The 13,549-nt window shown below is 36.7% G+C and carries 10 protein-coding genes and 1 CRISPR repeat array; of the genes, 2 read left to right on the forward strand and 8 right to left on the reverse strand.

The genetic code is table 11. The annotated features are described in order from the left end of the window. Positions 1–796 precede the first annotated feature (796 nt). Both QZ367_RS03840 and QZ367_RS03845 read left to right on the forward strand, forming a co-directional pair. Positions 797–1,042, forward strand: a complete 246-nt coding sequence (locus QZ367_RS03840; protein WP_040303199.1) for a helix-turn-helix transcriptional regulator — start codon at positions 797–799, stop codon at positions 1,040–1,042. Position 1,043: 1 nt separating this feature from the next. Then, positions 1,044–1,178 carry a hypothetical protein gene (locus QZ367_RS03845; protein WP_005869088.1) on the forward strand — a complete coding sequence of 45 codons (135 nt, stop codon included), beginning with the start codon at positions 1,044–1,046 and terminating at the stop codon, positions 1,176–1,178. Positions 1,179–1,803: 625 nt separating this feature from the next. Beyond that, a CRISPR array of direct repeats spans positions 1,804–4,896; the repeat unit is 30 nt; unit sequence GTTTCAATTCCCAACGGGATGGAATTCTAC. A 389-nt stretch (positions 4,897–5,285) separates the two neighbouring features. Here the strand turns inward: QZ367_RS03845 and cas1 are convergent. The 8 genes from cas1 to QZ367_RS03885 all read right to left on the reverse strand — a co-directional run bounded on the left by cas1 (position 5,286) and on the right by QZ367_RS03885 (position 13,524). Beyond that, positions 5,286–6,284, reverse strand: coding sequence for a CRISPR-associated endonuclease Cas1 (cas1, locus tag QZ367_RS03850; RefSeq protein ID WP_291937657.1), 999 nt, complete (start codon positions 6,282–6,284; stop codon positions 5,286–5,288). 16 nt (positions 6,285–6,300) lie between these two features. Next, positions 6,301–6,579, reverse strand: coding sequence for a CRISPR-associated endonuclease Cas2 (gene cas2 / locus QZ367_RS03855; protein WP_291937660.1), 279 nt, complete (start codon positions 6,577–6,579; stop codon positions 6,301–6,303). A gap of 8 nt (positions 6,580–6,587) precedes the next feature. Next, complete coding sequence (locus tag QZ367_RS03860) at positions 6,588–7,085, reverse strand: Dna2/Cas4 domain-containing protein (protein WP_291937663.1); 498 nt, start codon at positions 7,083–7,085, stop codon at positions 6,588–6,590. Further along, positions 7,085–9,262, reverse strand: coding sequence for a CRISPR-associated helicase Cas3' (gene cas3, locus QZ367_RS03865; protein WP_291937666.1), 2,178 nt, complete (start codon positions 9,260–9,262; stop codon positions 7,085–7,087). Before cas3 ends, QZ367_RS03860 begins: the two co-directional genes overlap by 1 nt. After that, positions 9,252–9,965, reverse strand: a complete 714-nt coding sequence (gene cas5 / locus QZ367_RS03870; RefSeq protein ID WP_291937668.1) for a CRISPR-associated protein Cas5 — start codon at positions 9,963–9,965, stop codon at positions 9,252–9,254. Before cas5 ends, cas3 begins: the two co-directional genes overlap by 11 nt. Further along, positions 9,966–10,883 carry a type I-B CRISPR-associated protein Cas7/Csh2 gene (gene cas7b / locus QZ367_RS03875; protein WP_291937669.1) on the reverse strand — a complete coding sequence of 306 codons (918 nt, stop codon included), beginning with the start codon at positions 10,881–10,883 and terminating at the stop codon, positions 9,966–9,968. Next, positions 10,883–12,676, reverse strand: coding sequence for a TM1802 family CRISPR-associated protein (locus QZ367_RS03880; protein WP_291937673.1), 1,794 nt, complete (start codon positions 12,674–12,676; stop codon positions 10,883–10,885). The genes cas7b and QZ367_RS03880 overlap by 1 nt, the downstream gene beginning before the upstream one ends. A 116-nt stretch (positions 12,677–12,792) precedes the next feature. Then, positions 12,793–13,524 carry a CRISPR-associated endoribonuclease Cas6 gene (locus QZ367_RS03885; RefSeq protein WP_291937676.1) on the reverse strand — a complete coding sequence of 244 codons (732 nt, stop codon included), beginning with the start codon at positions 13,522–13,524 and terminating at the stop codon, positions 12,793–12,795. Positions 13,525–13,549: the final 25 nt, after the last annotated feature.

Raw genomic sequence — 13,549 nt, forward strand, 5'->3', positions numbered from 1 at the left:
AATACTTGCGCTTTTGAATCCTGCAGCTCAAAGTCACTGTTTCTTAAATTTGAAATTCTAAGCTCTGAGATGCGGAGCCTTGCTCGATAAAATTTTAAAACTTCAAGTCTAGAATTTAATTTGATAAAAATTTTATCGGGCAGAATTCGGCTCGGTAAATTCTATTAAATGCTCCTATAGGAGAGAAAAATATGAAATCTCAAATACAGCATTTCAATTCCCAACGGGATGAAATTCTACCTCAAAAGTGAAATTTTAGGGCAGGAAAATATTAATTTGTTTCAATTCCCAACGGGATGGAATTCTACAATACCCGTTTAACAGGCTGATCCCACCAAGCAAAAGTTTCAATTCCCAACGGGAATTGAAATGCGAAATTCACATATCCCGCATTCACCGCCTTTCCGTAGAAAATTCTATTCCACTAGGAATTGAAACGCTCTTTGTGCCGGCAGATATGGCTCGGCATGGGGTAAAATTACATCTTGTTTGTAATTGCTACCAGAGCCGATCAAAAAAAATCAAACCCCAAAAGCTTCGATGTGTAAAATTTCATCTATCCCCGTTTTAAAATTTAATGTGCCGTTCTGTAAGATGCCTGTTTACGCGAGTCTATTCATCCTTATAGCATAACTTGCAAAATTTTATAAAATTTTATGTTTATTTTATGCAGTATTCTGTATAATTCACACGGATAAACGAAGTGTTTTGCCATTTTTACTTATGAATGACACGATTTTTATTCATTTTATACGATTTTATGTATAATTAACGAATAAATTTGTATAATTTTCATATGTTAGAAACGAGCGATATATTCAACATTTTGCACAATGCCGTCGAAGCCAAAAATAACGGTAAAAAGATCTCGCACGCCGCGATGGCGCAGAGGTTAGGCGTGTCGATGCGGACGTATCAGGACTGGCGCTTGGGCACGACCAAACCGCAAGCCGCGACCGCGATATGCCAGATGTTGTGCGAGCTCGATAGCGACGACGCTGCGTTTGTGCTGCATAAGATAAAAAAACTTATAGGAGAGTAGAGTGCAAAACATTACTTTGCAAGAAAAGCTGGATCTGCAGGGCGTCTTTCGCGTGATTTATGAGAAAAAAGAGTCGAAATTCGCGATCTTTTATAAGGCGCTTTTGAAGAAATTTTTTAAAAATTTTAAAAAATAATTGGCGGAGGCATTTATTTATTATACTTTATGTGGCAAAGGCGGTAGTATCCATTAAATTTAGATGATTTTCCTTTTTATGACGACCACACCGATATTCTTTGTTTTGCATTTTCAGAGGATGCTACCGAATTTTGCTTTATAAAATTTTTTCCATCTTTCTGCCTCTTTGGTATCATCTAATTTAATTTTAAATTCTAACTTTGGCTCATGATCTTAAATTTGTAGCGTAAATTTAATTAAAATTAATGCAGAATTCCTTCTTTAACCTAGCTTTTAAGATCCATAGCGTGCATTTTTATAAATATTTTGAATTGCTATTAAATGAGTTGCATTTAAATCTATTTATATTGCGGCAAATATATAGTTCGTTAAAATTTTAATTTGTGAGTAACTCCAAAATTTCATTCGTAACCCATAAATTTAACATATTTAGTAGGTGAATTAAAACCGAATGAATTTCATATAAGTACCCCATGTTGTATCCTATCCCAGCCACAACTAATCTTTTTAAATTTTATAGCGAGATGAGAATTCTATCCATTTCCGCCGTAAAAAGATCCGTTTTGATTTCAATAAGATGAATTCTACAGCCTACGCGAATCGTACAATGAGCCTATTTATACGTTTCAATTCCCAAAGGATAGAATTATTCCACATTCCTACGGGACACTATAAAATGCAGTGGCAGAAGTTTTAATTCCCAACGAGATGGAATTCTACAATATCGACCCGTCCTTTGCCTTTAGCAGTTGCGGTTTCAATTCCCAACGGGATGGAATTCTACGTTAAACGGCGCCGACTATAGATATTTAGCGATCGAGTTTCAATTCCCAACGGGATGGAATTCTACCTTCGCAAAACCCAATCCCGCTTTGGGTTTATCGTAAGAGTTTCAATTCCCAACGGGATGGAATTCTACTCTTATCCGCGTCATCGTAAGAGTTATTTGCAAGAGGTTTCAATTCCCAACGGGATGGAATTCTACTTAGCATACCGAGCGTCTTTAACCTATTAAGAATACGTTTCAATTCCCAACGGGATGGAATTCTACTATTTTAAAGTATCTTTTCTCTATCGAGCAAAACTAGTTTCAATTCCCAACGGGATGGAATTCTACAATTTCAGATTGAACCCTTGAAAAGCCTTTGCCTTGTTTCAATTCCCAACGGGATGGAATTCTACTGTAATTTTCTCAAGTATGAAACTTACGATCATGCGTTTCAATTCCCAACGGGATGGAATTCTACGGCGGACGTAAAAGAGGTGCATTTGGTGCCAAGCTAGTTTCAATTCCCAACGGGATGGAATTCTACAAATTACAAAGAGCGAGCGAACGGTCAACAATAAGTTTCAATTCCCAACGGGATGGAATTCTACCCCGGCTGCGCTGAAATACGTGATCGGCGGCAAGCGTTTCAATTCCCAACGAGATGGAATTCTACCGAAGTTTAAATTTGCCGTATGCGAGCTTGCGAGTTTCAATTCCCAACGGGATGGAATTCTACATTTATGCAGCGCTAGTTAGCGCCGTTGATTTAAGTTTCAATTCCCAACGGGATGGAATTCTACGGTTTTGCCGCGGTATTGAAATTTATCTTGTAGGGGTTTCAATTCCCAACGGGATGGAATTCTACGCGTTGTTTCTTATTGTTTCGTCGGAAATTTGAATTAGTTTCAATTCCCAACGGGATGGAATTCTACCTATACGCCCTAAACGACGGAGAGATAGAGGACGGTTTCAATTCCCAACGGGATGGAATTCTACTTTAGGCTATGATTTAGCCCCGCCAGCGCAAGGGTTTCAATTCCCAACGGGATGGAATTCTACCTGCCGTTAGCAAATGCCGCCTCTCCTTTGGAAATGGTTTCAATTCCCAACGGGATGGAATTCTACGCTGTCGAATTTCTTGACCGCTTGCAGGCTTTCGGCGTTTCAATTCCCAACGGGATGGAATTCTACAGTATAAAAAAAGGCGATTACCGCAAAAATTTAGCGTTTCAATTCCCAACGGGATGGAATTCTACGGTATCCCATACGATACCCTAAGAGGCTGGGGTAGTTTCAATTCCCAACGGGATGGAATTCTACCTCACTATTGAGACGGGCGATGAAAATCGCACGAAACGTTTCAATTCCCAACGGGATGGAATTCTACCGCGGCTAAAATAGCTATACACGCTACCGCTGGCGTTTCAATTCCCAACGGGATGGAATTCTACGGAATATGATGATAGGACAAGCCAAAACCCCAAGAAGTTTCAATTCCCAACGGGATGGAATTCTACTTTCCAAATTTCGGGATTTATGAATGAGGGAATTTGTTTCAATTCCCAACGGGATGGAATTCTACAGTAGCTTTTTAGATTACTCCAGCGACGGCTTTTGTTTCAATTCCCAACGGGATGGAATTCTACTAATCCACTACTATTTCATAAGACTTGCCGTCTGGGTTTCAATTCCCAACGGGATGGAATTCTACCTCAATTCTTTAGGCGACATCGTGACCCGCTCTGATCGTTTCAATTCCCAACGGGATGGAATTCTACTGTAAAGTTTGTTATTTTTTAGGAGAAACGTTATTGTTTCAATTCCCAACGGGATGGAATTCTACACATCCTTAAAAGCTTCTATGACGCCCAAAGACTGTTTCAATTCCCAACGGGATGGAATTCTACGATAATGCGGCGAGTTCGGATCAAGCAGCGAGCAGGTTTCAATTCCCAACGGGATGGAATTCTACGAAAAGACAACTTTTTCATAGCAACACCTTTCTTGTTTCAATTCCCAACGGGATGGAATTCTACTCAAAACGCTCCTACGCAATCGCAGGAGACTTCGTTTCAATTCCCAACGGGATGGAATTCTACTTTAACCGGTCTGAGCTTGGAGCGATATAGCTCTTGTTTCAATTCCCAACGGGATGGAATTCTACCACTCTTTCTTGCCAAATTTCAAATACAGATCGGCGGTTTCAATTCCCAACGGGATGGAATTCTACTTTTTTATTTCTCTTCGATAGTTGAAAAAATCGAGTTTCAATTCCCAACGGGATGGAATTCTACTTATATCGCCCTTCGAGTCCGGGTAGCATAGAATGTTTCAATTCCCAACGGGATGGAATTCTACCAAGGATTAAAAACTTGCGTCTTTTTCTTAACCCAGTTTCAATTCCCAACGGGATGGAATTCTACTAAGAGCGCATCAAATCCTGATAGTGCTAAGACTGAGTTTCAATTCCCAACGGGATGGAATTCTACGAAAAATTTTGACAATACGAGAAATTTGCGAATATAGTTTCAATTCCCAACGGGATGGAATTCTACTTTGCAAAAACGCTTTAACTTTACTTGCAAATCCCAGTTTCAATTCCCAACGGGATGGAATTCTACAAAACCTTAGCTTTTGAAGTTTGCAAAAACGCTTGTTTCAATTCCCAACGGGATGGAATTCTACGTTTTAGTATCACTGATAAAACATTCATAAAGCTTATGTTTCAATTCCCAACGGGATGGAATTCTACCGATCGGTAGATGTTGGGCTTAGCGACGAAATGCGTTTCAATTCCCAACGGGATGGAATTCTACGCATATGTATAGTATTTGTCCTATTGGCTATCTCGGCGGTTTCAATTCCCAACGGGATGGAATTCTACAAACAAATGCGCGTGATAGGTAAGCCACCAGGTGTTTCAATTCCCAACGGGATGGAATTCTACAGCACGAATTTTGCCATTTTTCTAGGTAGAAAGTGTTAAGAGTATATATTTTTATGCCTTAAAATGGACTAAATTTAAAAAAGCTTCGATCGCTCAATGCCCAAGATTTCGGCATTTCAAAATCTTAAAAGCAACTTTATCGCTATCTATATGTATCGTGAGTGCAAATGTTAAAATCTCAATATAAGACATTCAAAAAATCGAAGTGTGAATAACAAAAAAAGCTAAAATTTTAAAAGCATATATATTTTTAAAGCCAATTTGTTCGCCGTTCCGTGCTTCAGATCAAATTTATTTCAAAAGCACATACATCTTAAGAGGGCACAATCTATAGGCACAAGTGATTCTAGTCAAAATTTCAAAAGCACGAATGAGCTTAAATCCCCAACCTACCGCCATACCAGCCCCTCGTAAGGCACGCCTTCACAGACGTATTTTTTAATCTGATTTGCCTCGCGACGGATGATTTGACGCCAGGTTAAGCTCTGTCCCGCTACGTTCGCGCAAGATGATAGTTTCTCAATCATTTTTAGCTCGATTTTTTGCACCGCTTCTCGACCGAATCGAATACGCCCCGCATTCGTTTCAAAATCTTTTGCCGTAATCTCGCGTTTATTTAACATTCCAAAAATTAATCTATCACCTAAAATGGGCTTAAAAATCTCCGCAAGATCTAGATGCAGGCTTAACGCGCGGTAGTTTGGCTCGTGTAAAAAGCCGATGCGCGGATCAAGCTCGGTTTTGTAAATTTCGCTGAGGCAGATGTTATAAATGCGCGTATTTACATAGCCAATGAGGGCATTAATTTTATCTGCCGGCGGGCGTTTGGAACGCGTCGTAAATTTAAAACTGCGCTGATCCTCGATGATTTCGTTCCAGGCCGCGAAATATTGCTTGGCAAAGCCGCCTTCCACTGCCATTACCGCTGCTATGTCGCAGACGCGCGCTAGGGCATCCAGATGCGGCGTAGTATTGAGCGAGACGCCATAAGCCTTGCAATTAATGGTCGCATTTAAGATGCGAACGCGAGTAATCTCGCGAGCGATAAAAAGGCGTTTAGAAAGATCATCAAAAGCCCGCAGCTGCGCCAAAAGCACAAAGCCGCTTTTGTTTACAGAATTTGAAGTATTTGGGAAAAAACTGCCGCGGAAGCTCTGATAGGCGCTAAAAATATGAAGCAAAATGTTATTATCGGCCAAAAATGCCATAGCATAGGTATCAAGCTCCACTCGCGCCAAAATATAAATTTCATCAATCGCGTTAATCGGCAAAATTTTACTAGTTAAAATTCCGCCCTCGTCGTTAAATTTATCGAAGTATAGATTATTATCTTTGCGGCGCAATCGGCCGGGGCTTAAAATAAAATGCGTGCGATCCGATTTTTGCATACTTTATCCTTAAATTTTAGCTGAAAATCGCTTCGTTTTTATCGCGTCCGATGACGAGACGCTGTGAATATTTGAGCGAATTAAAAGTATAAATTACTACCGAATCAAGCTTGCTGGCGCATTCTTTTTGCAAAATCGCCATTAATTTTTTAAGATCACTCGCTCTGATTTCACCCTCAAAAACGCTGAATTGCACGCGAGGCAGAAACTTCTCGACCGCCTTTCGGACGCGCGCGGCGTTATTTTTCTCCTTTTCGTCGCTGCTTGAAATATCGTAAAATAAAATAGCGTACATCCTATCTCCTAAATGCAATAATCACAATAAGCGCAACTCTCGCAAATCTTTTGCGGTCTAAATTTAGGCGGCTTTGGCTCGTTCACAAGGGCGACAATGTCGTTTAGAATTATTTCGATTTTAGTAAAATTTTCGGCGTTATCCTCAATGGCTATGACGGTTTTGCCGCTAATTAATTTGCCTTTCACCTCTTTTAAATTTAAGCCTATTTTTAAAAGATAGATATAAAAAAGTAGCTGCATCTTGCCTGCTTCTGGATTTTTTAGGCTCTTTTTATATTCGGTGATGAGATAATGTCCGCGCTGCTTGGAAAGCTTGTCAAATTTCAAATTTGAAAATGCGAATTCCTGCAAACCGTTCTCTTTGATATCCGCTAGCGCCTTGCCCATCAGCATGTTTTCATCCTCCTGATTGGCGTGAATATTGTGTCCGTAAAGCCACGCCTCACGCTTACAGGTGATGTAATAATTCACAAGCGTGCCGGTGATTTGGTCCTTGCAAAACATTAGTCGAAAAACTCATTCTTGAGATTTAAGGCGGCATCCTTTTTAATCCCGAAATTATTATTGTACGAAGTATCGCCGAATGGTAAATAATAGACATCTTTTAGCCCATCAATACGCTTTATATTTAAACGCTTTGCATCAAATTCTGTGATATTTACACCAAATCTATTAATTTTCTTAATAGTATTCGTAAATATATCTTTCTTATTAAATTTGTCCATATCAAGCCTATTGATTTCAAAAATTTCATTTTGAAATTTTTTAATATAATCTTCTTTTGGCTCAATTATTACTAAAATTTTAAGCCCATCATCCATCGCCTCGCTAATCTTTTCCTTTATATCGTAAAATCCGAGCTCTCGCATCTGCTCCGCCAAAAATAAACTCTCTAGGCTTTGCTTTATGGCGCTGAAATACCTAGTGGAAATATCTAAAATTTCGCTTTCGATGATATCCCTTTGCTTTAGAATTTTTACCAAAATATTATCGCTAATGCGTTTTAAATCACCGTAAATGAGATCGGAATAGTCGCAAATATCGTTAAATACGTATAATTCTCCCAGAGCTGCAAAATTTCTATTTATACGACCGGCAGTTTGGATAATCGAGCTAATGGGCGCTATCTCTCTAAATCCGACATCAAAATCCAAATCCACGCCAGCTTCGATAGACTGCGTAGAAATTAGCAAGATCGGATCACCGTGCCCACTTTTATTTTTAGCAATTGCATCTTTTATATTTTCGATATTTTTTCGTTTGTGATCGTCGCACATATATCCGTTTAGGCAAAAAACTTTAAATTCGTCGTAAAATTCCAAAAATAGCTCTTGCGCTTTTTTAATGGTATTTACGACGACTAGTGTATTTTTGCCTTTTGCCGATTGTTTAATCTTATCTTTTAAAGCACTCTCATTGCCATCAAACCACTTTAAAACGTATCTATTTTGGTCTTTGAAATAATCCAAATTTGAAATTTCTTTAAATTTAGTCGTATCAACAATAGGCATCGTGGCGGACATAAAGATAAAAATGCAGCCAAATTTCTCCGCCATCATCTCGCAAAGTTTCATAAAATCCGCCCTGAACTTATACGGTACCGCCTGCGCCTCATCGATTATTATTACACTATTTTTTAATCGGTTAAATTTTACGCTATCTTTATTTTTGTTTCCAAAGAGTGCAAATATAAATTGATATAGCGTAGTTACGTTAATATCTCCGCTAAAAGAATCCATCAAAAATTTAACTTTAGAATAGCGATCTTGCGGAGTGCTTTCATCTATCATAGTTTTGTGATGAATTTTATGAATTAATATATTTTTATCGTCTTTGAAAATCTCTTTTATCTCATCATAAACTTGATCTATGATAGCCGTAAACGGCAGCACGTAAATAATACGTTCTTTATTAAATTTAGCGGCAAAATTTAGCGCAGTCAAAGTCTTGCCGTAGCCAGTAGGCGCGGTTAAAGTAAAAAGATTATGATTTACATCGAAATTATTTAAAACGAATTTTCTAAACTCACTTCTTTTTGCGTTTGGCTTACGATTTTCCAGAGCTTTGATATATTTTTCGATCGTATTAGAATTCGCCGGTTTAGAAACAGGAATTCTTTGATTAAAAATAGCTTCATATTTATCACTATAAATAAGCGACGAAAATATGTCTTTGAAATTTAAAAAGTCATCGTAATCAAACTTCTTTTTCGCAAATTTGAAATATTCTCTTAAATGTTTAGCTTTAATTAAAAGCTCATTTTTATCCCTTTTAATATCTTTGTAAATTTCTAAACCTAAAGCTTTATCTAAGACCTCATCCCAAAAGCCTAGCTCTTTCGAGCTCTCAAAATATTTACCGAAATTTTTATTTTGCGTTGTAAGCTCACAAAAATTTTCTACATTTCCGTGGTGTGATACGATGGATAAAAACCCAAAAGCCGTATCTAGCTCATTAAATTCTGAATTTAGTAAAAATATGTAAGCGGATAATAAAGCATGATTTTTATCTGCAATTTTTTCGGTAGGATTTTTGATATAAATTTGAAAATTAGTTTTTAGCTTAGCTATATCGTGATAAATTTTAATGCATTGTAAAAGCCTACTATCCGTTTCAGCAAGCATATTTGTTATATGCTTTATTAGCGGTTTATTAGGATGCGATAGCAGCTCACTTTGCAAAGTAGACCTTGTAGTCATTTATTTGATAAATATTTCCTCTATTCTTTGCTTTGATTTGACTATTGCCGCTTAGCTTGATAACGAAATCTTTAAAATCCTTAAAAATTCGATCCTCTTCGCATCCGCAAGCCATTCTGGCCGCAGTAAGTCTGATATCAAAGCTTTGTGCATCAAATATAAAATCGTCCATTAAAACGAACGTATCTATAAAACTTTCCTTTTCATGCACCAATTCACAATTTTTTATCTCGATATATTTAAAATCCGCTATACAAAAATTTATACCTAAATATGGCGTAAAGACACATCTATGAGCTTTTAAGCTGTTGATTATATTTTCTTTATAAGAAACGTTTAAAGCACTTAAATCAACGAATATGATATATCTGGGATCTTTTATTAGCTCTTTATAAAACTGCTTTTTCTCGCTAGAATCTTGATAGCCTTGTTCGATATGCATACTTGACGATAGAGCAAATTTTATACCGTTAAAAATCATAGTTTTTTTGCGAAATTGCGAACTTAAAATAACGCTATAACCTATATCGTTAAGTTTAAAATAATTCATTTCACCTATAATCGCCCCCAAAAACCCCATTACGGCAGTCTTTGGCGGCACTGGGTATGTAAGAGACGAGTAGATAGTAGCCGGATGAGAAAAATGCGCATAATCTCCCGATAGCTCAAAAGCTATTATATCCATTTAAAATCCTATTTTTATCCAATTACTATCAAATTGTGATCTGTTATTTTGCTCGAAGTCAAAATCGCTCATATACTCTATTTTTTCGATCTCTTGCGCGTATCTAGTAAGTTTAGCTTTTAATCTAGAAAAATCAATCGTAAAATCATTTATACTTCTTATCTCTATGTCTTCTTTGCTACTATTTATAGCTATACAGTTATTTAAATCTCCAGCAAAAGTATCATTTTTATATGTAATTACTAGCATAAATCTAGGCATCTGACCCATTTTCGTGCGAGTAATTAAATTTTTAGTCCCGCTCCAGAGTGCTCTTAAAATCACTTTTACATCATCTTCACTTAAATTTGTAATCTTTGCACTATGATTATCCACTATTCCGTAAGTTGCAAACATTGCATAATTTAAAAAATCTTCTTCTCTAAACGTTTTATTCGCCTTATCGATACCGCTTGCAAACGCGCCGGTGCCTTTTATATGCTCTACCGCAACTCTATGAAGCGATCTGCTCATTCTAAACTGAATGGGTCCAACAAATTGAATTCCTGCCGTTTTTATGCCTTCTTTTTTCATCTCGTCTTTATCCGATATCGGCAAAACTCCACCAAATGCGCGAATATCGATAAATTTAGATAAAATTTCTTTTTCAATCTCGATTTTTTCTTGCCTTACATTAATTACTTCACGTATTGCGCTTTTGCAATCTAAGATATTTTCATCTCTTTTATACTCTTTAATGAAAATCGCACTTTCGTCTTTTTTCATAATTTCATCTCTAATTGTTCGCTTTATACGTACATCAGTGACTTCTGCTATACCCGTCTCATCGTCTATCCTAGGAGCGTTATCTCTTAGCATATCGCCGTTTGGATTAAAATTTTCGCCATCCCAAAGAAATAGAATTTCCTTCTTTTTCATTACTCGTCTCCTTGAGTGTTATCTTTAATATATTTCGTAAAATCACTTCCGCCCATAGCAAAAGCCAGAGTTACATAAGCGCTCTTAACTCGCTTTTGAGATAAAAACGCACTTGGTAAAATTCCAATCAAAATATCGCGCATGATTTCTATATTAGCACTTCTTTTTCCTCGCGATACATTGGAGAGTTTTTTGTTAGTTTCATCGCACTTGGTCCAAATCCGTTCTAAAAGCTCTTTCGTAATTAGTCCGGCATTATTCAGCCATTTTTCAAATGAACTATTTTTGCTAATAGCAAATTGGCGATTTATCAACCCTGCAGACATCATTCCTAGTAAATATGCACTCTGCAATACTTCATTATCTTTTAGAAATTCGCTATTTTTCAAAATCGAGCTTATTAGCTCTTTTTTATCGCTTAAACCTTGCAAATTAACCTCCCTTGCAAATGATATTTTTTCATTTAAAGCACCTATTTCATTAAAGAAATTTTGATATTTTTCGATACTTTCTATACTTCTATTTTGATATGTCTTAACGCGATTAAAATAAAATCCCCATTCTATTTTTGACGCATAACTAGAGTTAATATTGCCTTTATAAATCAAAGCAGCGTATTTTTCCATCATATCATCTAAATTCATCCTATTTTGCGATAATAAAAAATCCATAATATCGATGTTTTTAAGAAATAAATTTTGCATGTAAATAGTATCGTCTTGTTGATCTTTACTATCTTTTCGCCTAATCGCCCTAATGTTATATCTACCCATTAAATCGGAAATTTTAGAAATATAAGACGGCAATACATCATCTATTTGCAATAATACATTAACCGCAGCATTGCTTTTTTTATAAAATAAAATTGTATTTAGCACGGGCATATTTGCTTGCGCTTTAGCTACGGATTCCAACTCGTAATTAATACTTTCTTCGATATTTTGTATGCCTTGCAGATCTTTTTTCTTTTCGCTCGGATCTTTTAAAATTTCCACTATTTTTTCTAATAAATTTGCATCATTTACCATTAACGTCGGTAAGACCGCCATTTTATCCCCGTAAAAATTAAAAGATAATTCCTTATCAATTGCCATAAAACCGTTTTTAACCAAATTTGCATTAGCACTATTTAGAGGTAGTAATCTAACTTTAATGTCTTGCAAAGCAGTCGGTAGCTCATTTACAGAACAAAACGCTAAATTCGCATCTCCACCGATACCCATACTATTTGTAAGCATATCATAACCATAAATTTTGGCAGTTTTACCATTATCGCTATCACTTAAATGACTCGTAAAAATATTTTTGAAATACGCTGAAATCGGCCTACCCTCCCAAGATAATGCAAAAAAAGTAGCTACTTTCATGCCCTTTTTCTTAGGCTCTTCTTGTAGAGCTACAATTTCACTTAAAATATCATCAAAAAAGCTCTCGTTTAAGCTAGATAAATCCGTTAATATTTTATCATTTTTGATATCGTCAGGATTGAAGCAAGAGAGCATATTTTTTACGGCTTTTAAAATTCCTTTTATAAATTTAGGAGTATCGTATTTTACGGCTTTGCTAATGAATTGAACATTAGGGAACAAATTACCAGAATTCGCGCCTATACCAAATCTACAAACTATTAAATCGTCTCTTGAAATATTGTTATTTACCGATATTTCTTTACTTTTAATATCACAAAGATAAATTTTAATAGCATCGTATTCGTAGCTCTTGTTGTTAATTTTGGTTTTCTGTTTATCATAAATTTCGCCGATACTAGAAAAAATTTTAACTATATCGCCCAAAATTTATCCTTTCTAAAATATACGCGAATTATAACTAATTTTAATTATATTGTCAATAGTTATTGTGTTTTAATGAAATAATTTGCCTTTTTTAAATTTTTATTATACAATCGGTTTTAAAGCAAGCAATCATCTTTTTTAGGATTTGAAATTTGTGCTTTAATGCAGTCTTGCTTTACAACCTCCAAAACCCCTACTCCGTAGTTCATGCACCCACTTCCAGCGCCCGTGCCAAGGATCAAATTGATTAGTTCTGCATTAGCTACAATTTTCCATCTTGCTTGCCACGCATATACCGGCTCGCGATTGTTGCCATAATAGAATTTCACAGACTCACCCAGCTTTTGCCACAATAAATTTAACTCCATTTCGCCATTATATTTTCGCCCCATAATCGTCTCAAATCGCTGTAAAATATTCGTCTTCATCATCTCTAAATGCCTGCTATCTTGCGGCTGCAAATAGACCTTATGTCCCAAAAGCCCGCTTACTGCGCACGCCACGTAGCCTTGCACAATAGTTTCGTTCTCGCAAATTTTATGATTTTTCGCTTCGACGGTAGTTTGCGTAAATAGAATTTCACCCAAGCTTAGCCCGTCTTTTAGCACTGCTAGCGCGATTTTACGTTCAAACTCCGGCTCGCATGAAGTAAATCGCACGCGCAAGTCCTCTCCTCGCAAGATAAAATCAAACACCGTGCGTTTAAAAATTTTACCGCTTGATTCGTGCCTATATCCTACATGCTCCGAAGCCGGCAGATAGCGATAAAGAAAGCCCTGAATCAGCTGCGAGAGAGATTTTGTGATTTTTAGGTTTTTAGTTGGTAATTTTGCGTTGATGATTAGCATTTGCGCTCCTTTGCGCAGTAAAATT

The sequence above is a fragment of the Campylobacter sp. genome, assembly GCF_019423325.1.
In the GTDB taxonomy this organism is placed as follows: domain Bacteria; phylum Campylobacterota; class Campylobacteria; order Campylobacterales; family Campylobacteraceae; genus Campylobacter_B.